The organism is Cupriavidus sp. GW823-FHT07A04 (genome assembly GCF_058794615.1).
In genome coordinates this window covers 162625-187467 of record NZ_JBXAHA010000011.1, presented here as the reverse complement: position 1 = coordinate 187467, position 24843 = coordinate 162625, and the positions used below count along the sequence as shown (strand labels likewise).

Genomic DNA, 24843 nt, shown 5'->3' with positions numbered 1-24843 from the left:
GGTCAGGCGGGTTCGCTGACAGCCTGTGCGGCCGTGGCATCCGTATCCTGCAGCCGGCGCCAGAGCCGGCCCAGGTAGGGGTCGTCGACCCCGTTGGTGGCAAGGCCAAGCAGCGTCTGTTGCAGGTACTCGCGGGCCGGGCCATACAGGCCACAGGCGTGGCGCAGGCAGGCCACCACGCGGTCGTCCGGCAAGCGTCCGGCATAGGCTTCGTGCTCGCGGTTCATCACGAAGGCCAGGGCGCGCTGCCGCGGGCTGCCGTTCATCTTCACATTGAGCCAGCGGGGATGGTAGGCGCCGGTCAGCATCTCGCGGCGCCACAGCAGACGGAATTCCTGCTCGATCATGTGATGGGGGATGCGGAAGACGACGCCCTGGCACGAGCCGCCGCGGTCCAGCGCGAGCACCAGGCCCGGGTCGTCCCAGGTGCCGCGATTGATGCGCGAGTACAGGTAGAAGCCGCGGTGGTAGCCATGCACGGTAGCCAGCTGGCGGTCCGTGTGAATCACCATCGGGTTCCAGATCAGCGAGCCATAGCCGAACAGCAGGACATCGCCGGCCAGCCCGGGCGTATCCGGCCGCTGGTCCAGCGTAGCGCGCAGAGAACGCTCGAAAGCTTCTTCGGGAAGTAGCGAGGAAGCCACCGGCGTGCTGCAAAGAGAAGCACGCAGCCGATCTGTTTCGAGATCTTGTCGGGTGATGGCCATGATGCAAGCATAATCCAAAGCTGCGCGGCAGGCGGCATGGAAACCACATGGCACGCAGAAATGTCTGTAAGGTCCGGCAGGCTGTATGCGACTGACAACGGTCAGGCAGCCTTCGGAGGTCCAGCATGCACAAGCATCTCGAACAATGGGCGCAGGCCAATGCCATCGCGCACCGGGCAGCCGGGCCGCGCACCCCATCGCGGAAATCCTGCAAGCCCAGGTCTTGGCCTGTGCGCTGGGCACCGGTGCTGATGCTCGCCGCGCTGGCCGGCCCGGTGCGCGCGACGGCAGGCTCCGTGCCGGCAGCATGCCTGCACGACAGCCCGCCCCAGCGGCTAGCGCTGATCGAGCTCTACACCTCGGAGGGCTGTAGCAGCTGTCCGCCGGCCGATCACTGGCTCGGCACGCAGGCCGCTCGGCTGCCGGCCTCGCAGGCACTGGCGCTGGCGCTGCACGTCGACTACTGGGACAGCCTGGGCTGGCGCGACCGCTTTGCCAGCCCGGTGTTCACCGCTCGCCAGCGCACGCTGGCGAGCGCCGTCGGCAGTCATACGGTATATACGCCCGAGGTGTTTGTCGGCGCGCGCGAGCAGCGCCGCTGGCACGATGCAGGCGAGGTCGCGGCGCGCGTCGCCGAGATCAACGCGCAAGCGCCCGGCGCCTCGCTTCGGCTGGGCTGGCAGGCGCTCTCCGCCGGGCAAGTGCAGGTCGCGCTGAACGTGACGCCCGCGGCCCGCTCCGGGCCACTGCAGGCCTATGCCGCGCTGGTCGAGGACGGGCTGGTGTCGTCGGTGAAGGCCGGCGAGAACCAAGGCGCCACGCTGCATCATGAGCGTGTCGTGCGGCTCTGGCTGGGCCCCTTCGCGGTGCCGGCCGAGGGGCTGGCCTGGTCGGGCAGCGTGCCGCTGCCAACCGGGGCCGACCCGCACAAGCTGGCCTGGGTTGCCTTCGCGCAGCAGCCCGGCGCCGAGGTGGCGCAGGCGGTGCTGGCGCCGCGCTGCGAATTGTCTGGCTGACGCAGGGATTCCTGTCGCGGACTGGCACTATCTGCCGGGCAAGGTGGCGGTATCGCCTGCTATGTCTTTACAATGGGGCATCAACCAGGAGAACAGGCTATGGCGCGCACGCTCACGGTAGTTTTCGGTACCGGCAAGGAATTTGGCTTCACCATTGGCGACGCAGAGTTGGCGGCGGTCACCGAGGATGCTGGCTGGCGCTGGTTCGACCGCGAGTACGCCGAGCTCGATTGCCAGGCCTCCAGTCCGGTCGGCAAAGTGCTGGTGATCGACAAGATCCTCAGCGTGGCCAAGTTCTCTGGTGAGCAGCGCTTCAGCGGCGATGCCGCGTGGGCCCAGGACTACGCCCGCCATGCCGCCCGCCTGCTGGACCGCGACAAGGTCCGGGTCGACGTGGGCAACGCCGCGATCAGTTTCTGATCGCGGCCTGTCCGCGGCGCAATGCAAAGAGGGGCGCCGGTGGGCGCCCCTCTTTCTTGTGCGATCCGCGCAAGGTGCGGATGGATGCGATCGGCCGCTGCCGCAGCGGCGGCCAGGCGATCAGACCGCCAGCAGTTCCACTTCGAACAGCAGCGTGGCGTTGGGCGGGATCACGCCGCCCGCGCCGCGCGCGCCGTAGCCCAGCTCGGCCGGGATCACCAGGCGGCGGGTGCCGCCAACCTTCATGCCTTGCACGCCTTCATCCCAGCCGCGGATGACGTGGCCGGCGCCCAGCGGGAACACGAACGGGTCGTTGCGGTCCTTGCTCGAGTCGAACTTGCGGCCGGCTTGCTCGTTTTCGTAGAGCCAGCCGGTGTAGTGCACCGTGACATGCTTGCCTGCCGTGGCTTCGGCGCCTTCGCCGGTGACGGTGTCTTCAAATTGCAGGCCGGAGGGAGTGGTATTCATGGATGGCTTCCTTGTGCTGTATCAGCGAGGGTCACGGGTTCGGTGAGGCCGGCGGCAAACCGGCCGCACCGGGCGGATTGGTTGAACGGGTTTGGCTCAGCCCGCGGGTTGTTGCAGGACTTCGAGCGTGATGCGGACGTTGTGGTCGTCGTCGCTGACCCAGATCTCGCTATCCTGGATTGTCACCGACAGCCGCATGGCGCGCTGGGCCAGGGCAGCAAGTGCTTCTACCGCCTCGGCCGGCACATTGTAAATGGTCACGTTGCGCAGCTTGCCCGCCTTGCCGGCCATGCCCTTCCACCATTCACGCGCGCTCGCACCATTGTAGGTGAACACGGTGACGCGATCGGCACGGGCCGCGGCGCGCTTCAGGCGCGATTCGTCGGGCTGGCCCAGCTCGATCCAGTGTGCGATGTCGCCGGTGAGGGTCTTTTCCCACAGGTCCGGCTCGTCGGGCTCGTCCAGGCCGCGGGTGAAGGTCAAGGTGTCGCTGGCTTCGCAGGCAAAGGCCAGCAGCCGCACCATCATGCGCGCGTCGTTTTCCGACGGGTGCTTGGCAATGGTCAGGGCGTGGCTGCCGTAGTAGGGCCGATCCATGTCGGAGACGGACAGTTCGGCCTTGTAGATGGTGGATTTAAGAGCCATGAAGGAAGCGGGGGCGGCAAAGGCTGCGAGAAGCGAAAGGCCGCATCATACGTGAATCGGGCGGGGCGATCTCGCGCCGGACTTTCAAGTGCGCGCTCAGGCGCCCACGGCGCGTAGCGCGATCGTGCTCAGCCGGTTGGCAAAGCCGGGCTGGTTCTGCCAGGCCTCGCCCAGCAAGTGGCCGGTATCCGGCAGGTCGATCACCTCCACGCGCTCGGCCAGGCCGGCGCGTTCGGCGAGCGTATCGGCGATGCCGGGCGGAATGACCGCATCCTCGGCGCCGCGCACCAGCGTCAGGCGGCCGCGGAACCCGGCAATGAGGTCGAAGGCGAGCGAGGCGCGCCAGCTGCCGGGGGTGCGCAGCACTGCCGTAAAGGCCGGGCCGAACGGGAGTTCGAACGCGGCCGGGGCATAGGCGGCGCCCACCAGCGTCAGCAGCCGCCCGATATGGTTGCGCGGGTCGGCGGCCAGCCGCACGGCGATTTCCCCGCTCATGCTGATACCGATCACGGCCCGGGGGGCGGTGCCGTCAAGGTGCGCCAGCGCCGCCTGGGCCTCGCGCAGGCGCTTGGCCAGCGAGTTGGGCGTGCGCGCCGAGCTTTCGCCGTGGCCGGAAAAATCGATGGCAACGCTGCCCACGCCCCGCGCGGCAAGCGCCTGGCGCAAGGCCAGCCAGCGCGCGCGGTGGCTGGTGCCCGCGCCGTGCAGCAGCAGGCAGCTCGCGCCGTTGCCGGCGTCCAGGCGGTCGGCGGCCAGCGTTTCGGCGCCGGCCTCGATGTCAAAGCGCAGGGGCGTGCTCATGGTGGGCCTGGCGGCGCTTCAGCGGGATTTCTTGTAATCGCTCAGGTAGTAGCGCAGCAGCGCCGACGCCAGCGTCAGGCAGAGAAAAGCGAGGGCAATCACCATGGCGTGCCCGGCGGGGCTGTCGATCTGTCCCGACAGGGCCAGGCTGGCCAGCCAGCTGCCTACCGGCAGGATCATCAGGGGCACCAGCAGCGCGCGGCGCCCATAGGTGCGCAGCGCCCACGCGGGGAAATTGCGCAGGAAGGCCATCGGGATGCTGCAGATCAGGCAGGCGCCCGCGGCGGCTAGCGAGGCCGCCACCACATCCCCAACTTGAATCGTGATCATTGTTCTCGGGTTCCCCGTTCAGGAGGGGGCCGGGAAAGGGCCGGCCGGAAAAATGCAAACCGCTGATTCTACAGAAGAATTCCGGTTTTCAGGTGCCGCTGGGCCGACATGTCGCAGCGGCAGGAAGGCGAGCGTGACGTGGCTATCACTCCAGCGCCGGCAGTGCCGGCGTGGCTTCCACCGACAGGGTCAGAACCACGGTATCACCCACGTCCGGCAGGAAGCGCGTCATGCCAAACGCGCTGCGCGACAGCACGGCGCGGAAGTCTCCGCCGCACACGTGGCGCTTGATGCCGAACAGGGAGATCTCGCCGCAGCTGAAGCGCTCGGCTTCCAGCCGCAGCGGCTGCGTGACGCCGTGCAGGGTCAGCTCGCCTTCCACGGCCACCAGCCGGTCCCCGTCCCGCACGAAGCGATTCGCGCGTAGCCGGACCACGGGAAAATTCTGGGCATCGAGAAACTGGGCTGAGCGCAGGATGCCGTCCAGCGTGCGGTTGCCGGAATCGACCGAGTCGGCATCGACCGTGAAATCGATCGCGCCGCTGCCGCTGGCTTCGTCAAAGCTGATGCGGCCATCGATCTTGCCGAAGCGCCCGCGCACCGAGGTCCGCTCAAAGTGGCTGGCGGCGAAGTACACCGTGGTGTGCGTCGGGTCCACCGCGAAGTTGACAGGCTCAGCCTGCACCGTGCCAGGCAGGCACGGCGTCAGCAGGCAGAGCGCGCAGGCGACAGTTGTCGAAAGCCGCATGATGCGTGTCCTTAGTGGACGAACACCGGCAACAGGAAGATACCGATCACCGACAGGAAGCCGATGGTCCAGCACAGCGTGCGCAAGGTGGCGCGATCTGCCAGGTAGCACACGGTGTACATGATGCGCGCGGCGAGGAAGACCAGCGCCAGTTCATCGATGCGCGCCGCCGGTGCTTGCAGGTGCGTGGCGCACAGCACGGCCGCGGCGAAAAAGGGGAAGGCCTCGAAGTGATTGCGGTGCGCCATGTCGGCGCGCCGCGCGCGCCCGCCCTGCTTTTCCAGCCAGCCGCGCGGGTCGTGGTTGTCGTAGGCGCGTCCGCTCGCCTTGGCCACGCCTACCGTCACGACGGGCAGGATCCCCGCCAGCAGCACACACCAGAATGCGATCGGCATTGTCATTTCCTTTGCTTGGAGGAAAACGCCCGGCGACCGGACTGGGCGGCCGCCGGGCGTGCTCGCGAACGCGACGGCCTCAGGCCGCCACCACGCGGATTTTCACACCAGCCACGCTGACCACCTGGCCGGCGCGGATCTTGGCGGTCTTGCGCGATTCCACCGCGCCGTCGACCGAGACTTCACCGGCCGCCACCAGCGCCTTGCCGGCGCCGCCGCTATCGCACACGCCGGCGACCTTGAGCAGGTCGTTCAGGGCGATATGCTCGCCCTCCAGCGGGAAGGTTACGGTTTGCATGGGCCTATTTCCCCCAGCTGTCGCGCAGCCCGACGATGCGGTTGAAGACCGGCTTGCCCGGCTTCGAATCCACGCGGTCGGCGACGAAGTAACCCTGGCGCTCGAACTGGAAGCGATCCTCCGGAGCGGCTTGCGCCAGGCCGGGTTCCAGGTAGGCCGTGACGATCTTCTTCGAGTCCGGGTTCAGCGCGTCGAGGAAGTTCTTGCCGCCGGCGTCCGGGTTCGGGTCGTTGAAGAGGCGGTCATACAGCCGCACTTCGGCTTCATAGGCATGCGCCACACTGACCCAATGGATGTTGCCCTTGACCTTGACGCTGTCCGCGCCCGGCGTGCCGCTGCGGGTCTCGGGCAGGTAGTTGGCGTGCACGGCGATGACCTTGCCGTCGGCGTCGCGGTCCACGCCCGTGCATTCGATCACGTAGCCGTGGCGCAGGCGCACCTTGCTGCCCGGGGTGCCGTCCTCCTTGGGCGCGAACAGGCGGAAGTAGCCCTTGGGCGGCGCTTCGCTGAAGTCGTCGCGCTCGATCCACAGCTCGCGCGTGAGCGGGAAGACGCGCATGCCGAGCTCCGGCTTCTTCGGATGCACCGGCGCCGTGCAGTCGTCGCTCTGGCCTTCGGGGTAGTTGTCCAGGATCAGCTTGAGCGGGTCCAGCACGGCGGCGCCACGCGCGGCGCGCGCGTCGAGGTCGTCGCGCACGGCGCCTTCCAGCGTGCTCATGTCGATCCAGCTATCGGACTTGGCCACGCCGATGCGCTCGCAGAACAACTGGATCGATTCGGGCGTAAAGCCGCGGCGGCGCACGCCCACGATGGTAGGCATGCGCGGATCGTCCCAGCCGTCCACGCGGTTTTCAGTGACCAGTTGCAGCAACTTGCGCTTGCTGGTGATGGCGTAGGTCAGGTTCAGGCGGGCGAACTCATACTGGTGCGGCAGCGGCTCGCTGAACACGCCGCATTCGCGCAGCTGCGCCAGCACCCAGTCGTACAGCGGGCGGTTGTTCTCGAACTCCAGCGTGCACAGCGAATGTGTGATGTTTTCCAGCGCGTCCGAGATGCAGTGGGTGAAGTCGTACATCGGGTAGATGCACCACTTGTCGCCCGTGCGGTGGTGATGCGCGTGGCGGATCCGGTAGATCACCGGATCGCGCATCACGATGTTGGGCGCGTTCATGTCGATCTTGGCGCGCAGCACGTGCTCGCCGTCGGCGTACTTGTCGTCGCGCATGTCGCGGAACAACTGCAGGTTTTCCTCGACGCTGCGGTCACGGTACGGCGAAGGCGTGCCCGGGCGGGAGAAGTCGCCGCGGTTGGTGGCGATCTGCTCGGCGCTTTGGCTATCCACGTAGGCGACGCCGCGCTCGATCAGCTTTTCGGCGAAGGCGTAGAGCTGGTCGAAGTAGTCGCTGGCGTAATACAGGTGCGGCTGCTTGCTGCCGTCCTTGGCCGTGGTGTCCCAGCTGAAGCCGAGCCAGTGCACCGCGTCGATGATGGAATCGACGTATTCGGTGTCTTCCTTGACCGGGTTGGTGTCGTCGAAGCGCAGGTGGCAGCGGCCGCCGAAATCGCGCGCCATGCCGAAGTTCACGCAGATGCTCTTGGCGTGGCCGATATGCAGGTAGCCATTGGGCTCCGGCGGGAAGCGGGTGATGACGGGGGGCAACGGCTCGCCCTGGGCATCCTGGCGGCCGGCGTAGGTGCCGGCGGTGAGGTCCTGGTCGATGATGCTGCGCAGGAAATTGGATGCGGCGGTCGTGCTGTCGTTGGCTTTGGGGTCGTTGCTCATGGTGGCGCCGGTGGGCGGTTAAGTCAGGAGGCGGGGCGGCGGCCGGAGTCTGGCGCGCAGCCTGCCGCGCTGCTCGATTGCATGGCGGAATGCCGGATCGGGTGATTTTACCGTGCCGGGGACCAGAGTCGTGCAAACTCCGCGCACGGGCGCAAAAACACCCGGCACGGCCTAGGATGGAGAGAGCGCACCCGCCCTGTGGAGCCTTGCCGCCATGCCGACGCCAACGATTTCCCAAGCCACCCGCCCAACCCCGCTGGAGGCCGTCGCCGGGCTCTGGCTGGCCGCCGGGCTGCCAGCCGCAGCCCTGGACCGGCTGCAGCTCAGCGGTGCCGATCCGGTGCTGCCGTCGTCGTTCGCCGTGGGCACGGCCGCCCAGGCCAGCCTGGGCGCGTCGGCGCTGGCCGCCGCCATGCTGTGGCAGCAGCGCAGCGGGCGCTGGCAGGACGTGGCCGTCGACATGCGCCACGCCGTGGCCGAGTTCCGCAGCGAGCGCTACCTGCGCGTGGGCGGCGAGCCCGCGCCGGAGTTCCGCGACAAGGTGTCTGGCCTGTACCGCTGCGGCGACGGCCGCTGGGTACGCGTGCATGCCAATTTTCCCCATCATCGGGACGGCGTGCTGCGCATCCTGGGCTGCCCGCACGATCCCGCCGCGGTGCGCTCATCCTTGCAGAAATGGGACGCCGAGGCCTTCGAGGCCACCGCCTCCGAGGCTGGCCTGGTCGTGGCCGCCCTGCGCAGCTTCGACGAGTGGGACCGCCATCCGCAGGGGCAGGCGTTGCACGGCATGCCGCCACTCACCATCGAGCGCATCGGCGAAGCGCCGCCGCAGCCGCTTGCCGCGCTGCCCGCGGCCGGCGCGCGCCCGCTGTGCGGCGTGCGCGTGCTGGATTTCACCCGCGTCATCGCCGGGCCGGTAGCCGGACGCACGCTGGCCGCGCACGGAGCCGATGTGCTGCAGGTGAGCGCGGCCCACCTGCCCAGCATCGCCCCGCTGGTGATCGACACCGGGCGCGGCAAGCGCGCCTGCCAGCTGGACCTGCGCGACCCCGACGACAAGCGCGCGCTGCACAAGCTGCTGCACGGCGCCGACGTGCTGATCCAGGGCTATCGCCCGCAGGGGCTGGCGGAGTTGGGGGTGGGGCCGGAGGCGGTGGCCCGCGCCCGCCCGGGCATAGTCTATGTGACGCTAAGTGCCTATGGACATGTGGGTCCCTGGGCTGGCAAGCGCGGCTTCGATTCGCTGGTGCAGACTGCCAGCGGTTTCAATCAGGCCGAGGCGTTCGCGGCGCGCAGCGAGGAGCCGCTGCCGCTGCCGGCGCAAGTGCTGGATCATGCGGCCGGCTACCTGCTGGCGCTTGGCGCCATGGCCGGGCTGCATCGCCGTGTGGCCGAGGGCGGCAGCTGGCATGTGCGGGTGTCGCTGGCGCAGGTAGGCCAGTGGTTGCGCGGCCTGGGCCGGGTCGAGGGCGGGTTGCAGGCGCCGGACCAGTGCTTTGAGGACGTGGAAGACCTGCTGGTGACGTTGCCGTCGGGCTTTGGCGAATTGCGCGCGGTGTCGCACGCGGGACGCTTGTCCGAGACGCCCGCGTACTGGGCGCTGCCGTCGGTGCCCCTGGGCACGCATGCGCCTGAGTGGCTGCCGCGCGCCTGAGCAGCGCATGGGCTGGGTTCGAAGCTGGCCGTGAGGGGGGCTTCGGGCGTTCTTCAGGCGCCAGTCATGCGCGCCATCCAGTCCGCCATGTCGCGCTCGATGGGGTTGCCTTCCCGCTGGGCCGCGAGAATGCGGACGCGGTCGCCCTCCGGGCGGTTCTGGCTGAGCTTGAACTTGGCTTCGATGCGCGTGGGCACGATGCGCAGGCCCACGATGGCGCCCAGCATTTTCTGCTGGAAATCCTCCGGCAGCGCACGCCACTGTGCAGCGTAGCCGGGCTCGTTCTGCGCGATCAACCGCTTGAGCAGCGCATCCTTGGCGCCGGCGTCATGGATGGTGGCGATCTCTGCGTACACATGCACGGCCACGTAGTTCCAGGTCGGCACCGACAGCTTTTGTTCGTACAACGATGGCGACACATAGCCATGCGGCCCCTGGAACACCAGCAGGGCGCTTGGCGTCTGCTCCAGCCAGCGCCAGTGCGGGTTGGCACGCGCCATATGGCCTTCGATCTGCCAGGCGTCGCCGCTGCGCTGGGCCACCACCGGCAGGTGGGTGGCGAACGGCAGCCCGTCGGCGTCGTTGCCGATCAGCGTGGCAAAGGGGTAGCGGCGCATGACCTCGTCGATGGCGTCGCTTTCGATGCTGGCGAAGTGGGATGGCGTGTACATGGGATCAATACAGGGTTTGCTTCATCCGCGCGGGCTGCGACTCGTCGTAGGCGGCGCCGTCGAAGGGCGCCTGGCTCACGGCGGCGAGGATGGTGCCGTTGCTCGGCAGGCTGCTGCGCGCCACCTGTGTTTCCGGGGCCCACAGCTTGGAGCGCACCAGCGCGCGGGCGCACTGGAAGAACACCGACTGGATCGAAATCACCAGCACGGTGGCCGGCGCCTTGCCATCCACTATGCAGCGCGCGATCAGCGCCGGGTCCACCGAGACATGGGCGGTGCCCGCCACGCGGATGGTCTCGTTGACGCCCGGGATCACGAACAGCAGGCCCACGCGCGGGTCGGTGATGATGTTGCGCAGGCTGTCCAGGCGGTTGTTGCCGCGCCGGTCCGGCAGCAGCAGCGTGCGCTCATCCAGCACCTGCACAAAGCCCGGCGCATCGCCGCGCGGGGAGACTTCCGCGTACTCTGCGCCCACCGTGGACAGCAGGCAGAGCGGGGCGGCCTCGACGAAGGCACGGTAGTGCGGGTGCAGATAGTCGACTTCCTTGGCGAGCGAGGCTTCGCCGGCTTCGGCGTAGTGGGCCTCCAGCTCGGCCAGCGTGGTCAGGGCGTGCGGCGTGGTCATGTCGGTTGGCGCATGTGGGTGGCGCATGTGGGGGCGCTCGTCAGGGCGTTGGGAAGACCTAGCAGACGCTCACTGTAACGCAGTAGCGCGCCCTTTGTCGCGTTGACGCCGCAGTCCTGCGTGTTACAGGTTGATGGTGCCGCGTCCCAGCTCGATCACGCGCCCGCCCACGCGGATGGCCTGCTCGCCGGTGACCTCCAGGCGCAGCGTGCACGGCCGGTCGACCGCCTCGCCCTGCGAGACCTGGTAGGCGGCCGGCAGCGCGTGGTCGTTGGCGATCAGCCAGCCGCCCAGGTTGGCGCAGGCCGAACCGGTGCCCGGGTCCTCGGCCACGCCACCACCTTGCTTGGTGAAGAAATAGCGCGACACCACCTGGCCCGGCCGGGTCGGGTCGAACGCGAAGACGTAAGCCGTCTTGCGGCCCAGGCTGCTCTGCGGCCAGGATGCCAGGCGTGCGCTGTCAGGCTGCGCGCGGCGTACCGCATCCACGCTCTTCACGGCCACCATCAATTGGTCGGCGCCGGTGTCGACCCAGATCGGCGCCGCCAGCAGGTCGGTCTCGGCGAGTCCGAGCAGCGATGCCATCTGCGCGTCCGGCAGGCCCGCCGGCGCGGTCCTGGGCGCACCCGCATGCGGCGCGGTGAAGGTCCACACGTCGCCCTGCGCGGTCACCGGCACCACGCCCGCCTTGAACTCCAGCGTGAGCGCGTCGCCGGTAGTGGCCAGGTCGCGCACCACATGGGCGGTGCCCAGCGTGGGATGGCCGGCAAAGGGCATCTCGTAGCCCGTGGTGAAAATCCGGACGTGCGCGCTGGCCTGCTCGGAGGGGAGGATGAAGGTGGTTTCGGACAGGTTGAACTGCAGTGCCAGGGCCTGCATGGTGGCCGTATCGAGCCCGCGCGCATCCTCGAACACGCACAGGGGATTGCCGCCGAAGGTGGATTCGGCGAAGACGTTGAGCAGGCGGAAAGCGTAGGTGGTCATGGCGGCCGGGGCGAAAGCAAAGGTGAAGGCCTCAGTGTAGTGCCCTACGCGGCGCACACCATGCACAGTCGTCGCCATGGCAAGCAGGCCAGTTGCAGACAGTCGGATGAGGCGCCCGGCTTAGCGCCGGCCCGGCGTGCAGATGCCGTCCGCGCAGCCGTAGCCCAGCAGCCGGCTGGCGCGATAGCGGTTGCGCGCAAACCAGCGGTAGAGGTGCTGCCACGCCGGGCGGGTAGCCTGCAGCCTGAGCGGCCACACCAGCCAGCCCAGGCCGATCAGCGCATAGCTCTCGGCGATGCAGTCGATGCCAACCAGCAATTGGCCGTCGGCGCGCACGCCATGCAGTGCCGTATCCATGGCGGCGAAGGTGGTGCCATAGGCCGCGGGATCGAAGCCCTCGCCGCGCATGTCGAGGTATCCCAGCCGGCCGTGGCGGTCGAGCCTGGCCATGCGCCGCATTTCGGCGGCGCAGAGCGGGCAACTGCCGTCGAAGAACAGCGTCAGTGCGGGCGTGCTCATGTCATGTTCTCCTCCACGTGGTGCGATCTGGCTTGCGTTTTGTCAGTAATTTCTGTCAATACAGAAATTTAAGGTGAGATCGGTCGCCACGTCAAGGTGATCTGCACTGGCGGTGCACAGCCAAAAAAAAAGCCCGCCTTGCGGCGGGCGCTCCCAGTGCTACTTACGGGTACTCAAAACCCTACGGCCTGCCCGTCGCGCCGGCTGTCGCTGGCGGCCACATAGCCATGCTCGGCATCATCCGACAGGCGCCAGATAAACTGCCCCGAGCCGAAATCCATGTACGGGTCGTCGACCGACTTGAGTTGGTGGCCGCGAGCCTTCAGGCCAGCAACGACCGCCGGATCCATGGTGGATTCGACGTCCAGCGTGAAGTCGCGGTTGACCTTCCAGCGCGGTGCGCAGCAGGCGGCCTGCGGCTGCTGGTTGTAGTCCACCATGCGCACCACGGTCTGCAGATGGCCCTGCGGCTGCATGTCGCCGCCCATCACGCCGAAGCTCATCACCGGCTGGCCGTCCTTGGTCAGGAAGGCCGGGATGATGGTGTGGAAGGGGCGCTTGCCGCCGGCCACCACGTTGGGGGATTTCGGGTCCATCGAGAAGCCCACGCCGCGGTTCTGCAGGCTGATGCCGGTGCCCGGCACGACCACGCCGGAGCCGAAGCCCATGTAGTTCGACTGGATGAACGAGATCATCATGCCGTTCTCGTCGGCGGCGGTCAGGTAGATGGTGCCGCCGACCTTGGGCATGCCGAAATCGAAGTGCGTGGCGCGCTCCATGTCGATCAGCTTGGCGCGCGACTTCAGGTATGCGTCGTCCAGCATCTGCTCGGGCGTGACTTCCATGCTGCCAGGGTCGGCCACGTAGCGGTAGAGATCGGCAAAAGCCAGCTTCATTGCCTCGATCTGCAGATGCTGCGACTCGACCGAATCCACCGGCAGCGCGGCCATGTCGAACTGGTCAAGGATGCCCAGCGCCACCAGCGCGGCGATGCCCTGGCCATTCGGCGGGATCTCGTGCAGCTCGTAGCCGCGATAGGCCTTGCTGATCGGCTTGACCCAGTCCGGCTTGTAGTTGCGCAGGTCGTCGGCCGTCATGGCGCCGCCGCATTCCTTGCTGAAGGCGACGATCTTCTCGGCGATCTCGCCTTCGTAGTAGGCGCGGCCATTGCTGGCGCCGATCTTGCGCAGCGTGTCGGCGGCAGCCTTGAGCGTGAACTTCTCGCCCACGTTGGGTGCGCGCCCATTGGGCATGAAGGCCTCGGCGTAGCCAGGCTGGTCCTTGAGTTCCGGCACGGCGGCGGCCCATTTGTGCGCCACCACCGGCGGCACGGCATAGCCGCGCTCGGCGATCTCGATGGCGGGCTCCATCAGCTCGGCAAAGGGCAGCTTGCCAAAGCGCTCGTGCAGCGCGGCCCAGCCGGCGATCACGCCCGGCACGGTGACGGCGTCCCAGCCGCGCACGGGGCGCTTGGCGATGCCGTTGGCGTCCGTGCCGTACTTGCTCTTGAAATACTCGGGGCTCCATGCCGCCGGCGCTACGCCTGAAGCGTTCAGGCCATGCATTTCCTTGCCGTCCCACAGGATCGCGAAAGCATCGCTGCCCAGGCCGCACGAGACCGGCTCGACGATGGTGATGGCCGCCGCCGCCGCGATGGCTGCATCGACGGCGTTGCCGCCCTTGAGCAGCATGCGCAGGCCGGCCTGCGCCGCCAGCGGGTGCGAGGTGGACACCACGTTGCGCGCGAACAGCGGGATGCGCACGGAAGGGTAGGGATTGGTCCAGTTGAAGTTCTGCATGCTTGTCTCGGTTCGATGCGCTGGCAGCGCTTAGCCGCAATGCCGCGGCGGGCTTGCCAGCGTTCGTACGTTATTCCACGGTGATCTTGCGATCCTTGATCAGCTTACCCCAGCGCGCGCTGTCCTTCTTGACCATAGCGGCGAACTGGGCCGGCGTGCCGCCAACGGGTTCCGCGCCCAGCTTGCCCAGGCGCTCCTTCACGTCGGGCGCCTGGATCGCCTTGTTGAACTCGGCGTTGAGGCGGTTCACCAGCTCGGCCGGCATCTGCTTGGGGCCATAGATGCCGAACCAGGTATCGGACTCGAAGCCGGGCAGGCCGGACTCGCTGGCGGTCGGGATCTCGGGCGCCAGCGGCGAGCGCTTCAGGCTGGTCACGGCCAGCGCCTTGAGCTTGCCGTCCTTCACGTGCGGCAGGCCCGAGACGATGCTGTCGAACAGGATCTGCACCTTGTTGGAGATCAGGTCGGGCACGGCCAGCGCGGTGCCGCGATACGGGATGTGCGTGATGAATACGCCAGCCTGCGCCTTGAAGGCTTCGGCGGTCAGGTGCACCACGGTGCCATTGCCGCTGGACGCGTAGTTCAGCTCGCCCGGATGCTTCTTGGCGTAGTCGATCAGCTCCTTGACGTTCTTCACCGGCAGGCTGTTCGGCACCACCAGCACGTTGGTGGCGATGGCCACCTGGCCGATCGGCGTGAAGTCGGTCTCGGTGTTGTACGGCAGGCGCGTGTTGATGTACGGCCCGATCGAATGCGTGCTGGTAGTGGCGATCAGCAGCGTGTAGCCGTCGGCCGGGGCCTTGGCGGCCATGTCGGAGCCGATGGCGCCGCCAGCGCCGGGCCGGTTGTCGACCACGATCTGCTGGCCCATGTTGGTGCCCACTTTCTGCGCGATGGCGCGAGCCAGCAAATCGGTCGCGCCGCTGGCCGGGAACGGTACGATCAGGCGGATCGGCTTGTTCGGGTAGGTGTCGGCGAGTGCCGGGACGGCGCTCAGCGCAAGTCCCGTGGCGAGGCTCGTGCCAAAGAGGCGCAGCCAGTGTTTCATGGTGATCTCCGGATCGGGGAAGCAAGGCAAACGCAGGCCGGGGCCGGCCCTCGGGCAACACACCCCGCCGCGGATGCTGCCAGGCGGTGCTGCGGATCAATTATTCCGTGCAGGTCATCATAATGAAAGCTAATATTTCTTTCTTATGTCTAAAGGTTTTCTTAAGTATTAGTGCGCCGAATAAGACATACGCCAAGCCACGCACCAAGCCACACATCATGACGTTCTCCCCATGAGCACCATCCGTTTCCTGCGCACCTTCGTTGCCGTGGCCGACCACGGCTCCTTTGCCGCCGCCTCCGAGCGAGTCGCCCTGACCCAGGCCGCGGTCAGCCTGCAGATGCGCGCGCTGGAGATGGAACTGCGCCGCGAACTGTTCGACCGGGGCGGCCGGGTGGTGGCGCTCAATGCCGGTGGGCGCGAGCTGTTGCCGCAGGCGCGCCGCATGCTCGCGCTCTACGACGAGATGCGCTTGCCCCCGGAAGCGCCGGACGCGATGGCCGGCGCGGTAGCGGTGGGCGCGGTGGTGTCGGTCATGGGCGGCCTGTCGCATGTGGTGGCGCGCATGAAGCGCGAATACCCGGCGCTGGACGTGCGCCTGGTCAGCGCCAAGTCGATCGAACTGGCGGCGCAGGTGGAGTCCGGTGAGCTGGACGCGGCGATGCTGGTGGAAGGGGCGGGCCGCCTGCCCGGCACATTGGTGTGGACGCCGCTTTACCAGGAGCCGCTGGTGGCGATTGCCGGGCGCGACAGCCTGGGCGCGAACGCGCGCGAAGCGCTGGCGGCCAACCCCTTCCTGCGTTTCGACCGCGGCCAGCGCACCGGCATGCTGGTTGCGCGGGCGCTGCGCCGCGCGCATCTGCGCGTCAATGAGTTCCTCGAGCTGAACTCGATCGAGGCGCTCGTCGAACTGGTGCGTCAGCAGGTCGGCGTGACCGTGGTGCCGTTGCTGCAGCGTGCGCGCTGGCTGGAGGACGAAGCGCTGCGCATCCTGCCGCTGGAAATCGGCGGCGCGCCGGTGCTGCGCACCATCGGCATGCTGGAGCGGCGCGACCAGGCGCGCCGCCACGTCACGGCAGCCGTGCGGGACGCCTGCGCAGGCCTGTTCGATGCCCCTGGCACTGGCGAAAGGCACCTCGGGGGGGCTTGACTCTGCCCCTAAGGGCAAGCCTTACCCTTTGAGGCGCTTGCGGCAAGGTTCGCGCCCAAGGTTCGCGCCATAAGCCAAGCCAGGGCAAGCCGCCGGATGCCACTGGCGTTTCGTGCTTTCGTACCAATACCAATGCAAGGAGGAACGGGGATGTTCATCGGAGAAATTGCCAGGCGCACGGGCGCGTCGCCGAAGGCGATCCGCCACTACGAATCGCTTGGCTTGCTAGGGCAGGTCACGCGCGCCGGCTCATACCGCGTCTACGCGGACGACGCAGTCAGGCAGGTCGGGTTGATCCGGCAGGCGCAGGCCCTGGGCTTTCGCCTGGCCGAGCTGCTCCCGGTGATGGATGCGGGCGCGGGGGAGCCGGACTGGCACCGGCTCGTGCAGCAGGTCGACAGCAAGCGCGCGAGCCTGCGCGAAGAAATCCACAGGTTGCGCAAGCTGGACGCAGAGCTTGGCGAGATCGGCGCGGAAATCCGTGCGTGCCTTGGCCGTGGCGAAGCGCGCGAAGCGGCTAGCGATCCGCCGCACGACGCAATGGCGTGCCCGCAGCCTTGACTCTGCCTCAAGGGGCAAGCCTTACCCTCGCGGCGTCAACCTTTTTTGGAGAGCGTCGCGATGCGGCAGCGAGTACTGGTGATCATGGGTCACCCTTCTAACCATGGCTTGTGCGGCGCCATCGCCAGGACCTATGCGGCCTGCGCCGAAGCCGCGGGGCACGAGGTCCGGCTGCTCAGGCTGGATGTGCTGAAGTTCGATCCCATCCTGCATGCGGGCTACAACGCCATCCAGGGCCTCGAGCCCGATCTGGTCGAGGCACAGGAAGCCATGGCCTGGGCGGGACACCTTGCCTTCGTCTTCCCGATCTGGTGGGGCGGCCCGCCCGCCTTGCTCAAGGGTTTCCTGGACCGCGTGTTGCTGCCCGGCTTCGCCTTCAAGTACCGCGCCGGCAAAGCGTTTCCCGAGCAGCTCCTGAAGGGCCGCTCGGCGCATCTGCTGGTGACCATGGATACGCCGCCCTGGTATTTCAAATGGATCTACCGCATGCCGGGCATCCGCCAGATGCGCAATACCACGCTGGAGTTCTGCGGGATCAAGCCGGTCAGCACCATGGCGTTCGGCCCGGTACTGGGCTCGCAGCCCGGGCAGAGGGATGCCTGGCTGGCGCGAGCCGGCGCGCTCGCCGCCAGCATCCGGGCGCCGCAGCGGGCAAGGCATGAAAAAAGGTGCCTTGCGGCACCTTGAGGGTCTTCTCTGGCATCGTCGCTCGCGGCCTGCACGGATACCGGCCGCGGGACTTGCTCTCTTATTCTTCCTGGAAAGCTTCTTCGCGCTTGTTCTTGATCGACGGCAGTGCCACGATCAGGACCAGCACGGCGGCTGCGATCAGCAGGCCGAGCGACAGCGGGCGGGTCAGGAACACGCTGAACTCGCCGCGCGACAGCAGCAGGGAGCGGCGGAAATTCTCTTCCATCATCGGCCCCAGCACGAAGCCCAGCAGCAACGGCGCCGGCTCGCACTTGAGCTTGATGAACAGGTAGCCGATCACGCCGAAGGCCGCGGTCTGGAACACGTCGAACGTGGTGTTCTGGACCGAGTACACGCCGATGCAGCAGAACACCAGGATGGCCGGGTACAGGTAGCGGTAAGGCACCTTGAGCAGCTTGACCCAGATCCCGATCAGCGGCAGGTTCAGGATGATCAGCATGAAGTTGCCGATCCACATCGAGGCGATCAGGCCCCAGAACAGCGCGGGGTTGCTGGTCATGACCTGCGGGCCCGGCTGGATGTTGTGGATGGTCATTGCGCCCACCATCAGCGCCATCACGGCGTTGGGCGGAATGCCCAGCGTGAGCAGCGGGATGAAGGAGGTCTGCGCCGCGGCGTTGTTGGCCGATTCCGGACCCGCCACGCCTTCGATGGCGCCCTTGCCGAACTCATGCGAGAACTTCGAGGTCTTCTTTTCCAGCGAGTAGGCTGCAAACGAAGCCAGCGCCGCACCGCCGCCCGGCAGGATGCCCAGCGCGGAGCCCAGGAACGTGCCGCGAAGCACTGCCGGGATCATGCGCTTGAAGTCTTCCTTGGTCGGGAACAGGTTGGTGATGTGGTCCGTGAAGGTTTCGCGGGCATCTTTTTGTTCCAGGTTCGCGATGATTTCCGCGAAGCCGAACACACCCATGGCGACCGAGACGAAGTTCAGTCCGTCGGTCAGCTCAGGCACGTCGAACGAGAAGCGCGCTGCACCCGAGTTCACGTCGGTGCCGACCAGGCCCAGCAGCAGGCCCAGCACGATCATGGCGATGGCCTTGACCAGCGAGCCCGAAGCCAGCACCACGGCGCCGATCAGGCCCAGCACCATCAGCGAGAAGTACTCGGCAGGGCCGAACTTGAACGCCAGTTCCGACAGCGGCGCTGCGAACGCGGCCAGGATCAGGGTTGCCACGCAGCCGGCGAAGAACGAGCCTAGGCCGGCGGTGGCTAACGCCACCCCCGCTCGCCCTCGCCTGGCCATCTGGTAGCCATCGATGGTAGTCACCACCGACGACGATTCACCCGGCAGGTTGACCAGAATGGCGGTGGTGGAGCCACCGTACTGGGCGCCGTAGTAAATACCGGCCAGCATGATGAGCGCGGCCACCGGCGGCAGCGTGTAGGTCACCGGCAGCAGCATGGCGATGGTGGCCAGAGGCCCCAGGCCCGGCAGCACGCCGATCAGGGTGCCCAGCACGCAGCCCAGGAAGGCGTATGCGAGGTTTTGCAGGGTCAGGGCGGTCGAGAAGCCCAGGCCCAGGTTGGCTAGTAGTTCCATATGGCCGTCTCCTTATCCTGCCAAGAATGCCGGCCACACCGGCATCTGAAGATTGATGCCGTAGACGAAGGCGCCCAGGCTGATGATCACCAGGACGATGGCGTTGACAACGGCACCCTTCCAGCTGAATTCATGGCTGGCCATCGACGACACCAGCACCAGCACCAGCACCGACAGCACCATGCCCAGCGGCTTGAGCATCAGGCCGAACAGCACCACCGAACCCAGGATCCACAGCAAGGTCTTGATGTCCCAGCGTGCGAGCTGGTCTTCTTCCTTCTTGGCGGACAGGGAACTCCACAGCACCAGCGCGCCCAGCAAGGCGAGCACGATGCCGAGCCAGAACGGGAAATACCCGGGGCCCATCTTCGCGGCAGTACCCATGGAATACCCGCGTGCGACCCAGGAAAAGCTGAATCCGACCAGGATGAACATCAGGCCGGAGGCAAAGTCCTTTTGGCTACGAATGCGCAAAATGATTCTCCTCGAAAAAACTGCTTGAAATCCGTGCGGCTAAGGATGTTGCGGTGCGTCAAAAGCGCGCGCGCAACCGTCCCGCCGCTGGCAGGGAGGAAATTAAGGGGAAGACCTTTCAGCTACCTTTCAGATGTCTGCAAAAATGGTCAATCTGCGGGTATCTCCCTAGGAGACATCCAGGGGCCGCTTGCTTCGTTGCCGGGTGCCGCTTTCACGTCTGCGCGGCAGAGTGGTCATAGGGCTGCGCTATCATCGACGGTTGCACTGCCGTTGCCGATGCGTGCGCAGCCCGTGGCCGATGCGGCACGGCATGAAAAGGTAAAAGGGAAAAGGGAAAGCCGTTTTGGAAAGCATTGACCATGTCATCCTGATCGGCGCCGTCGTGATGTCGCTGGGCATTGTGGTGGGCGCCTTCTCGGCGCGCGCGGGCGTGCCTTTCCTGCTTGTCTTTTTATCGGTCGGCATGCTGGCCGGCGTGGATGGCCCCGGCGGCATCCGCTTCTCCAATACCTGGCTGAGCTTCCTGGTCGGCAATCTCGCGCTGGCGGTGATCCTGCTCGATGGTGGCTTGCGCACCCGGCTGGCCACCTTCCGGGTGGCGCTGAAACCCTCGCTGTCGCTGGCGACCGTCGGCGTGCTGGTCACGACCGGCCTGGTGGGCCTGTTTGCCGCCTGGGTGCTGGAGATCGACTGGAAGCTGGGCCTGCTGCTGGGCGCCATCGTCGGCTCGACCGATGCCGCGGCGGTGTTCTCGCTGCTCAATACCAGCGGCATCCGGCTCAAGGAGCGGGTGGCGAGCGTGCTGGAAATCGAATCCGGCATCAACGACCCGATGGCGATCTTCCTGACCCTCACCCTGATCGACTGGATCGCCGCGCCCGCGGGCCTGAGCCCCGGCGCGCTGTTGTGGCGCCTGGTGGTGCAGTTCGGGGTCGGCGGATTGCTCGGATTAGGCCTGGGCTACTGCATGGCCAACGTAATGGAGCGCATCCGCGTAGCCGAAGGCCTGCAGGCCATCCTGCTGTGCTCGGGCGGCGCCATGGTGTTCGCCATCGTGCAGACGGCGGGCGGCAGCGGCTTCCTGGCCGTCTACCTGACCGGCATCCTGGTGGGCAACCGCGACCGCGCGGTAGGCCCCGACACCATGCGGGCGATGGATGGCATGGCCTGGCTGTCGCAGTCCGCGATGTTCCTGCTGCTTGGCCTGCTGGTGGCGCCGCACCGGATCTGGGAAGTGGCGCTGCCGGCGGTGGCGGTGGCGGCATTCTTGATGCTGGTGGCGCGCCCGGCGGCGGTCTGGCTGGCGCTGCTGCCGTTTCGTTTCAGCGCCCGGGAGAAGGGCTTCGTGGCCTGGATGGGCTTGCGTGGGGCGGTGCCTATCGTGCTGGCACTGTTTCCCATGCTGCAGGGCATGCCTGATTCCGGCTTGCTGTTTCGCATCGCCTTTGCGGTGGTGCTGACCAGCCTGCTGCTGCAGGGCACCACCGTGCCGCTGGCGGCGCGGCTGGCGCGCGTGCTGCGTCCCGCCTATCCGGAGCCCGTGGCCCGCTCGCGGCTGCAGGGCACCCATGCGCCGGCGCTGGAGGTGATGCAGTTCAGGGTCGAGGCTGATTCGCCGATTGAAAACCTGCGCGCCGACCAGCTCGAATTGCCGCCCCGTTGCCGGCTGCTGACCGTGGTGCGGGACAAAGCGCTGGCTGCGCCCGATCAGACCGTGCTGCGGGCTGGGGACATGGTGTCGATTCTGGCGCCGGGGACCAGCGTGCCGATGCTGGCGCTGTTGTTCCATCGGCCTGGGCCGGCACCTGCCTGGGGCAAGGCTAGCCATGATTTCCTGCTGTCCGGGGAGGCCATGCTGCGGGATGTGGCGGGGCTTTACGGGACGCGGGAGTTGAGCCCTGCCGAGGCGGCACGGACACTGGAGGTCGCTTTGCAGGAGGCCTTTACATCACCACCAGTGGAGGGTGATGCCGTGGAGATCGCCGGGCTGAAGCTGACGGTGACGCGGATGGATGGGCCGCGGATTATTCAGGTGGGGTTGTTGTTGCCGCGCGCGGAGCCGGAAGCGATCTGACAAAGCAGGATTTGCGCCGGTGGTCTCCCCTCTCCCACTTGTGGGAGAGGGGCTGGGGGAGAGGGCGGGCGCTCGGTGCGCCTGCGTGCTGGAAAAAACCACGGGCTTAGCTTGAAGTGGCTCCTAGCTAAGCCACCCCTCTCCCCGGCCCTCTCCCCCTGAGGGGCGAGGGAGAGACAGCCGTCGTCATGGCGCGCGGCTTTGGCCCGGCTGGCGGCTTCGGCAAATGTCTCGAGGCGGATCAATCCACCTTGGCGCCCGACACCTTCACGATCTGCGCGTACTTCTTCAGCTCGCGCTGCACCAGTGCGCCGAACTGCTCCGGCGTGGTTGGTGCCGGCTGGGCGCCGATGCGGGCCAGCTTTGCCTTCATGTCGTCGGTCTTGAGAATGGCGACGATCTCGTGGTTGAGGCGGTCGACGATCTCTTTCGGGGTGTTGGCCGGGGCGAACACGCCGAACCACGTGGAAATGTCGAAGCCTTCCAGGCCGAGCCCCTTGCCGGCTTCCGCGATAGTGGGCAGCTCGGGCAGGGCGGCGGCGCGGGTGGCGGTGGTGACGGCGAACGCCTTGAGCTTGCCGGCCTTGATGTTGGCCGCCGCGGAGGCGAGGTTATCGAAGATCATGTCGGTCTGGCCGGACAGCACCGACAGCTGCGCAGGCGAGGCGCCGTTGTAGGGGATGTGGACCATGCTGACCTTGGCCATGCTCTTGAACAGCTCGCCCGACAAATGTCCCGCGCTGCCGTTGCCGCCCGAGGCGTAGTCCAGCTTGCCGGGGTTCTTGCGCGCGTATTCCACCAGCTCACGCACATTGTTGATATGCAGTTCGGCAGCCTTGCCGGGATGCATGACGAGTACGTTGGGCACGTCGGCCACCAGCGTGATCGGGCTGAAGTCCTTCACCGGGTCGTACGGCATCTTGGCGAAGAGGCTGGGGTTGATGGCGTGGGTGGCCACGGCGCCCATCACGATGGTGTAACCGTCGGCCGGCTGCTTGGCCACGTAGTCGGCGCCGATATTGCCGCCGGCGCCCGGGCGGTTTTCCACCACCACGGGCTGGCCCAGGCTGTCCTTGAGCTTGTCGCCGATAGCGCGCGCCACCGTGTCCAGCGGGCCGCCGGCCGGGTAGGGCACGACGAACTTGAGCGGCTTGGTCGGGTAGGCGGCTGCCGCTGCGGAGGCCGGCGCGGCGCTAAAGGCGCTAAATGCGATAAGGGTGCCGATAGCGGGCAGGGCGGCGGCGAGCAGCGCCGCGGCGAGTTTTTTCTTTAGCATGGAGATACGTCGGGTTGGATCGGGAATCTGGGTGCGCCAGGCGCCCTGGGGCATCTGGCGGCGAGGGCGCTGCGGCCTATTTCATGCCGATGCCGCGCGCCATCATTACCGCGCACAGCGGCAGCAGGATCAGCAGGTGGGCCTGGATCATGACCCAGCGCCGCGCGGACTTCAGTTCGGCGGGCATGGGCACGAAGTCCGGCAAGCTGCGCGCCTGGCGGCGCCACCGCTGGATGGCGAAGGTGGGCGGCAGCGAGCACAGGGCGATCACCACGAACACGGTGATCTTGGCGTGGAACCACGGGTTGTGCAGGTAGAACTGTGCGCCCTTGGCGCCGTAGAACAGCCGCAGCAGGCCGGTTGCCAGCACCGCCATGGCAGTGAGGAAGTAGAGCAGGTCGTAGATCGACAGGCGCTTGAGCACGGGCGGCGTCATGCCGGGGCGCAGCACGACCGCCTCGGCGGTCATCAGGGCGATCAGCAGGAAGATGAAGGTGTAGTGCAGGAAGGCCAGCAGGGCGTCGGTCAGCATCCAAACTCCTTTTGTGGTCAGGCATGCGCCGTACGCCGGCGCGCGCGGGGTCAGGGTTCTTGCTTTTTCTCGCTACGGCAACGGTTATGGGAACAACGACGACAAACTCCGGCTCGCCGCCCGCGCGCCGCCACTGCAGGCACACAGGCGGCCAGCACCTTACAGCACGCCCTTGGCGCGCAGCGCGGCTATCTGCTCCGGCGTGTAGCCCAGCATGTCGCCAAGCACCGCGTCGGTGTGCTCGCCCAGCAGCGGCGGGTGGCGCACGGCCTCGGGCGGCGTCGCGCTCATCTTGATCGGGCTGCCCACCAGCTTGACCTCGCCGGCGCTCGGGTGCGGCAGGTCCACGCGCAGGCCGCGCGCCTTGACCTGGGCATCCTCGAACACGTCGTCCAGCGTGTTGATCGGGCCGCAGGGCACGCCGGCGGCTTCCAGGTCGAGGATCCACTGGGCGCGGGTGCGGGGCTTGACCATGTCGGCGAGGATCGGCACCAGCACATCGCGATGCGCAACCCGCTGCGGGTTGGTGGCGAAGCGCGGGTCGTCGGCCAGTTCGGGGCGCCCGCCGGCAACGACGAACTTGCGGAACTGGCCGTCGTTGCCCACCGCCACGATGATCCAGCCGTCGGCCGCCTGGAAGGTCTGGTAGGGGACGATATTGGGGTGCGCGTTGCCCCAGCGCCTGGGCGCTTCGCCGCTGGCCAGGTAGTTGGTGTTCATGTTGGCCAGCATGGCCACCTGCACGTCGAGCAGGGCCATGTCGATGTACTGGCCTTCGCCGGTGCGCTCGCGGTGGGCCAGCGCGGCCAGCACGGCGATGGTGGCGTACTGCCCGGTCATCAGGTCGGAGATGGCCACGCCGGCCTTCTGCGGGCCGCCGCCGGGCAGGTCGTCGCGCTCGCCGGTCAGGCTCATGAAGCCGCCCATGCCCTGGATGATGAAGTCGTAGCCCGGGCGCGCCGCGTAGGGGCCGGTCTGGCCGAAGCCGGTCACCGAGCAATAGATCAGGCCCGGCTTGATCGCCTTGAGGGAGTCGTAGTCCAGCCCGTACTTCTTCAGCTGGCCGACCTTGTAGTTCTCCAGCACCACATCGCTCTGGGCGGCCAGCGCGCGCACCAGTTCCTGGCCCTCGGGCGTGCTGATATCGCAGGTCACCGAGCGCTTGTTGCGGTTGGCGGCCAGGTAATAGGCAGCTTCCGCGGTATCGCGGCCTTCGCCGTCCTGCAGCCAGGGCGGGCCCCAGGTGCGGGTATCGTCGCCGGCGCCGGGGCGCTCGATCTTGATCACGTCGGCGCCGAAGTCGGCAAGGTTCTGGGCGCACCATGGCCCGGCGAGAACGCGGGTCAGGTCGAGGACGCGGAGGTGGCTTAAAGCTCCCATGGGGTGTATTGCGGATCCGGCAAGGGGTGGGCGAGGGAAGGCCGGGCGGCCCCGCCGTCTGGTCTGGGTGGCGGCTTGCAGGGCAATCGGAGGCTGGCGCGAAACCAGGCTCGGGGGCGTCCGGCTGGGACAGCCAGCACTTTACCACCGGCAGGCCGCCGGGCGCACATCGCGGCCGGCCCGGATCGCGGCGGCGCGCGGTATTGCGGGCGGCGCAAGGCGAATCCCCGG

Annotated in this window: 27 protein-coding genes; 7 read left to right on the top strand and 20 right to left on the bottom strand. The window is 67.4% G+C overall.

What is annotated here, in order from left to right:
* Positions 1–2 precede the first annotated feature (2 nt).
* Positions 3–707, bottom strand: a complete 705-nt coding sequence (locus tag AC1Q7Q_RS20380) for a gamma-glutamylcyclotransferase (protein WP_253928705.1) — start codon at positions 705–707, stop codon at positions 3–5.
* 125 nt (positions 708–832) lie between these two features.
* On the opposite strand from AC1Q7Q_RS20380, the gene AC1Q7Q_RS20375 reads away from it, so the two are divergent.
* Together AC1Q7Q_RS20375 and AC1Q7Q_RS20370 are read left to right on the top strand one after the other, a co-directional pair.
* The gene (locus AC1Q7Q_RS20375; protein ID WP_492375098.1) at positions 833–1723 is read left to right on the top strand and encodes a DUF1223 domain-containing protein; all 891 of its coding nucleotides are present in this window, start codon (positions 833–835) and stop codon (positions 1721–1723) included.
* Positions 1724–1822: 99 nt separating this feature from the next.
* Positions 1823–2143: a hypothetical protein gene (locus tag AC1Q7Q_RS20370; RefSeq protein WP_043348426.1), complete on the top strand. Its 321-nt coding sequence runs from the start codon at positions 1823–1825 to the stop codon at positions 2141–2143.
* 120 nt (positions 2144–2263) lie between these two features.
* Here AC1Q7Q_RS20370 and AC1Q7Q_RS20365 read toward each other — a convergent pair whose 3' ends face one another.
* The 8 genes from AC1Q7Q_RS20365 to AC1Q7Q_RS20330 all read right to left on the bottom strand — a co-directional run bounded on the left by AC1Q7Q_RS20365 (position 2264) and on the right by AC1Q7Q_RS20330 (position 7611).
* Positions 2264–2611, bottom strand: coding sequence for an FKBP-type peptidyl-prolyl cis-trans isomerase (locus AC1Q7Q_RS20365; protein ID WP_006162999.1), 348 nt, complete (start codon positions 2609–2611; stop codon positions 2264–2266).
* A gap of 96 nt (positions 2612–2707) precedes the next feature.
* Positions 2708–3256, bottom strand: a complete 549-nt coding sequence (locus AC1Q7Q_RS20360) for a YaeQ family protein (protein ID WP_043348422.1) — start codon at positions 3254–3256, stop codon at positions 2708–2710.
* Between the two features lie 96 nt (positions 3257–3352).
* Positions 3353–4057, bottom strand: coding sequence for an alpha/beta hydrolase (locus tag AC1Q7Q_RS20355; RefSeq protein WP_492375099.1), 705 nt, complete (start codon positions 4055–4057; stop codon positions 3353–3355).
* An 18-nt stretch (positions 4058–4075) separates the two neighbouring features.
* The gene (locus AC1Q7Q_RS20350; RefSeq protein WP_441634391.1) at positions 4076–4387 is read right to left on the bottom strand and encodes a hypothetical protein; all 312 of its coding nucleotides are present in this window, start codon (positions 4385–4387) and stop codon (positions 4076–4078) included.
* Between the two features lie 145 nt (positions 4388–4532).
* The gene (locus AC1Q7Q_RS20345) at positions 4533–5135 is read right to left on the bottom strand and encodes a YceI family protein (protein WP_492375100.1); all 603 of its coding nucleotides are present in this window, start codon (positions 5133–5135) and stop codon (positions 4533–4535) included.
* An 11-nt stretch (positions 5136–5146) separates the two neighbouring features.
* Positions 5147–5530 carry an MAPEG family protein gene (locus AC1Q7Q_RS20340; RefSeq protein ID WP_492375101.1) on the bottom strand — a complete coding sequence of 128 codons (384 nt, stop codon included), beginning with the start codon at positions 5528–5530 and terminating at the stop codon, positions 5147–5149.
* A gap of 79 nt (positions 5531–5609) precedes the next feature.
* Positions 5610–5828, bottom strand: coding sequence for an RNA-binding S4 domain-containing protein (locus AC1Q7Q_RS20335; protein ID WP_043348411.1), 219 nt, complete (start codon positions 5826–5828; stop codon positions 5610–5612).
* 4 nt (positions 5829–5832) lie between these two features.
* Positions 5833–7611, bottom strand: coding sequence for a glutamine--tRNA ligase/YqeY domain fusion protein (locus AC1Q7Q_RS20330; RefSeq protein WP_492375102.1), 1779 nt, complete (start codon positions 7609–7611; stop codon positions 5833–5835).
* 214 nt (positions 7612–7825) lie between these two features.
* On the opposite strand from AC1Q7Q_RS20330, the gene AC1Q7Q_RS20325 reads away from it, so the two are divergent.
* Positions 7826–9265, top strand: coding sequence for a CoA transferase (locus AC1Q7Q_RS20325; protein WP_492375103.1), 1440 nt, complete (start codon positions 7826–7828; stop codon positions 9263–9265).
* Positions 9266–9318: 53 nt separating this feature from the next.
* Here the strand turns inward: AC1Q7Q_RS20325 and AC1Q7Q_RS20320 are convergent, their stop codons facing one another.
* The 6 genes from AC1Q7Q_RS20320 to AC1Q7Q_RS20295 form a co-directional block, all read right to left on the bottom strand.
* Positions 9319–9936, bottom strand: coding sequence for an FMN-binding negative transcriptional regulator (locus tag AC1Q7Q_RS20320; protein ID WP_492375104.1), 618 nt, complete (start codon positions 9934–9936; stop codon positions 9319–9321).
* Positions 9937–9940: 4 nt separating this feature from the next.
* Positions 9941–10588, bottom strand: coding sequence for a pyridoxamine 5'-phosphate oxidase family protein (locus AC1Q7Q_RS20315; RefSeq protein WP_492375105.1), 648 nt, complete (start codon positions 10586–10588; stop codon positions 9941–9943).
* A 96-nt stretch (positions 10589–10684) separates the two neighbouring features.
* A complete protein-coding gene (locus AC1Q7Q_RS20310; protein WP_492375112.1) occupies positions 10685–11545 on the bottom strand; it encodes a PhzF family phenazine biosynthesis protein in 861 nt (286 codons plus the stop codon).
* A 120-nt stretch (positions 11546–11665) separates the two neighbouring features.
* A complete protein-coding gene (locus tag AC1Q7Q_RS20305) occupies positions 11666–12064 on the bottom strand; it encodes a thiol-disulfide oxidoreductase DCC family protein (RefSeq protein ID WP_492375106.1) in 399 nt (132 codons plus the stop codon).
* A gap of 173 nt (positions 12065–12237) precedes the next feature.
* Complete coding sequence (gene ggt / locus AC1Q7Q_RS20300; RefSeq protein ID WP_492375107.1) at positions 12238–13863, bottom strand: gamma-glutamyltransferase; 1626 nt, start codon at positions 13861–13863, stop codon at positions 12238–12240.
* 70 nt (positions 13864–13933) lie between these two features.
* The gene (locus tag AC1Q7Q_RS20295) at positions 13934–14911 is read right to left on the bottom strand and encodes a Bug family tripartite tricarboxylate transporter substrate binding protein (protein ID WP_150984157.1); all 978 of its coding nucleotides are present in this window, start codon (positions 14909–14911) and stop codon (positions 13934–13936) included.
* Between the two features lie 232 nt (positions 14912–15143).
* Between AC1Q7Q_RS20295 and AC1Q7Q_RS20290 the strand changes: the two genes are divergently transcribed.
* From AC1Q7Q_RS20290 to AC1Q7Q_RS20280, 3 genes are all read left to right on the top strand, one after another.
* Positions 15144–16061: a LysR substrate-binding domain-containing protein gene (locus AC1Q7Q_RS20290; RefSeq protein WP_492375108.1), complete on the top strand. Its 918-nt coding sequence runs from the start codon at positions 15144–15146 to the stop codon at positions 16059–16061.
* A gap of 150 nt (positions 16062–16211) precedes the next feature.
* The gene (locus tag AC1Q7Q_RS20285) at positions 16212–16622 is read left to right on the top strand and encodes a MerR family transcriptional regulator (protein WP_492375109.1); all 411 of its coding nucleotides are present in this window, start codon (positions 16212–16214) and stop codon (positions 16620–16622) included.
* Positions 16623–16682: 60 nt separating this feature from the next.
* Complete coding sequence (locus tag AC1Q7Q_RS20280; RefSeq protein WP_492375110.1) at positions 16683–17309, top strand: NAD(P)H-dependent oxidoreductase; 627 nt, start codon at positions 16683–16685, stop codon at positions 17307–17309.
* A gap of 61 nt (positions 17310–17370) precedes the next feature.
* On the opposite strand, the gene AC1Q7Q_RS20275 is transcribed toward AC1Q7Q_RS20280, so the two are convergent.
* Positions 17371–18873 (bottom strand): tripartite tricarboxylate transporter permease, encoded by a 1503-nt coding sequence (locus AC1Q7Q_RS20275; protein WP_174422528.1) that lies wholly within the window; start codon positions 18871–18873, stop codon positions 17371–17373.
* Positions 18874–18885: 12 nt separating this feature from the next.
* Positions 18886–19347 (bottom strand): tripartite tricarboxylate transporter TctB family protein, encoded by a 462-nt coding sequence (locus AC1Q7Q_RS20270; RefSeq protein WP_043348382.1) that lies wholly within the window; start codon positions 19345–19347, stop codon positions 18886–18888.
* Between the two features lie 346 nt (positions 19348–19693).
* Here AC1Q7Q_RS20270 and AC1Q7Q_RS20265 point away from each other — a divergent pair, with 346 nt between their 5' ends.
* Positions 19694–21424, top strand: a complete 1731-nt coding sequence (locus AC1Q7Q_RS20265; protein ID WP_492375111.1) for a potassium/proton antiporter — start codon at positions 19694–19696, stop codon at positions 21422–21424.
* A gap of 241 nt (positions 21425–21665) precedes the next feature.
* Here AC1Q7Q_RS20265 and AC1Q7Q_RS20260 read toward each other — a convergent pair whose 3' ends face one another.
* The 3 genes from AC1Q7Q_RS20260 to AC1Q7Q_RS20250 form a co-directional block, all read right to left on the bottom strand.
* Positions 21666–22700 (bottom strand): tripartite tricarboxylate transporter substrate binding protein, encoded by a 1035-nt coding sequence (locus AC1Q7Q_RS20260; RefSeq protein WP_492375177.1) that lies wholly within the window; start codon positions 22698–22700, stop codon positions 21666–21668.
* A 76-nt stretch (positions 22701–22776) separates the two neighbouring features.
* A complete protein-coding gene (locus AC1Q7Q_RS20255; RefSeq protein WP_150984164.1) occupies positions 22777–23232 on the bottom strand; it encodes a DUF2214 family protein in 456 nt (151 codons plus the stop codon).
* A gap of 159 nt (positions 23233–23391) precedes the next feature.
* Complete coding sequence (locus AC1Q7Q_RS20250) at positions 23392–24612, bottom strand: CaiB/BaiF CoA transferase family protein (protein WP_253928722.1); 1221 nt, start codon at positions 24610–24612, stop codon at positions 23392–23394.
* Between the last annotated feature and the right edge of the window lie 231 nt (positions 24613–24843).

Bases quoted from the DNA above. Each gene is read 5' to 3' on its own strand.
- AC1Q7Q_RS20310 (WP_492375112.1), bottom strand. From the start codon at position 11,545: ATGACCACCTACGCTTTCCGCCTGCTCAACGTCTTCGCCGAATCCACC.
- AC1Q7Q_RS20260 (WP_492375177.1), bottom strand. From the start codon at position 22,700: ATGCTAAAGAAAAAACTCGCCGCGGCGCTGCTCGCCGCCGCCCTGCCC.
- AC1Q7Q_RS20290 (WP_492375108.1), top strand. From the start codon at position 15,144: ATGAGCACCATCCGTTTCCTGCGCACCTTCGTTGCCGTGGCCGACCAC.
- AC1Q7Q_RS20335 (WP_043348411.1), bottom strand. From the start codon at position 5,828: ATGCAAACCGTAACCTTCCCGCTGGAGGGCGAGCATATCGCCCTGAAC.
- AC1Q7Q_RS20380 (WP_253928705.1), bottom strand. From the start codon at position 707: ATGGCCATCACCCGACAAGATCTCGAAACAGATCGGCTGCGTGCTTCT.
- AC1Q7Q_RS20295 (WP_150984157.1), bottom strand. From the start codon at position 14,911: ATGAAACACTGGCTGCGCCTCTTTGGCACGAGCCTCGCCACGGGACTT.
- AC1Q7Q_RS20280 (WP_492375110.1), top strand. From the start codon at position 16,683: ATGCGGCAGCGAGTACTGGTGATCATGGGTCACCCTTCTAACCATGGC.
- AC1Q7Q_RS20305 (WP_492375106.1), bottom strand. From the start codon at position 12,064: ATGAGCACGCCCGCACTGACGCTGTTCTTCGACGGCAGTTGCCCGCTC.
- AC1Q7Q_RS20370 (WP_043348426.1), top strand. From the start codon at position 1,823: ATGGCGCGCACGCTCACGGTAGTTTTCGGTACCGGCAAGGAATTTGGC.
- AC1Q7Q_RS20365 (WP_006162999.1), bottom strand. From the start codon at position 2,611: ATGAATACCACTCCCTCCGGCCTGCAATTTGAAGACACCGTCACCGGC.
- AC1Q7Q_RS20325 (WP_492375103.1), top strand. From the start codon at position 7,826: ATGCCGACGCCAACGATTTCCCAAGCCACCCGCCCAACCCCGCTGGAG.
- AC1Q7Q_RS20350 (WP_441634391.1), bottom strand. From the start codon at position 4,387: ATGATCACGATTCAAGTTGGGGATGTGGTGGCGGCCTCGCTAGCCGCC.
- AC1Q7Q_RS20330 (WP_492375102.1), bottom strand. From the start codon at position 7,611: ATGAGCAACGACCCCAAAGCCAACGACAGCACGACCGCCGCATCCAAT.
- AC1Q7Q_RS20320 (WP_492375104.1), bottom strand. From the start codon at position 9,936: ATGTACACGCCATCCCACTTCGCCAGCATCGAAAGCGACGCCATCGAC.
- AC1Q7Q_RS20255 (WP_150984164.1), bottom strand. From the start codon at position 23,232: ATGCTGACCGACGCCCTGCTGGCCTTCCTGCACTACACCTTCATCTTC.
- AC1Q7Q_RS20340 (WP_492375101.1), bottom strand. From the start codon at position 5,530: ATGCCGATCGCATTCTGGTGTGTGCTGCTGGCGGGGATCCTGCCCGTC.
- AC1Q7Q_RS20275 (WP_174422528.1), bottom strand. From the start codon at position 18,873: ATGGAACTACTAGCCAACCTGGGCCTGGGCTTCTCGACCGCCCTGACC.
- AC1Q7Q_RS20285 (WP_492375109.1), top strand. From the start codon at position 16,212: ATGTTCATCGGAGAAATTGCCAGGCGCACGGGCGCGTCGCCGAAGGCG.
- AC1Q7Q_RS20345 (WP_492375100.1), bottom strand. From the start codon at position 5,135: ATGCGGCTTTCGACAACTGTCGCCTGCGCGCTCTGCCTGCTGACGCCG.
- AC1Q7Q_RS20315 (WP_492375105.1), bottom strand. From the start codon at position 10,588: ATGCGCCACCCACATGCGCCAACCGACATGACCACGCCGCACGCCCTG.
- AC1Q7Q_RS20375 (WP_492375098.1), top strand. From the start codon at position 833: ATGCACAAGCATCTCGAACAATGGGCGCAGGCCAATGCCATCGCGCAC.
- ggt (WP_492375107.1), bottom strand. From the start codon at position 13,863: ATGCAGAACTTCAACTGGACCAATCCCTACCCTTCCGTGCGCATCCCG.
- AC1Q7Q_RS20360 (WP_043348422.1), bottom strand. From the start codon at position 3,256: ATGGCTCTTAAATCCACCATCTACAAGGCCGAACTGTCCGTCTCCGAC.
- AC1Q7Q_RS20355 (WP_492375099.1), bottom strand. From the start codon at position 4,057: ATGAGCACGCCCCTGCGCTTTGACATCGAGGCCGGCGCCGAAACGCTG.
- AC1Q7Q_RS20250 (WP_253928722.1), bottom strand. From the start codon at position 24,612: ATGGGAGCTTTAAGCCACCTCCGCGTCCTCGACCTGACCCGCGTTCTC.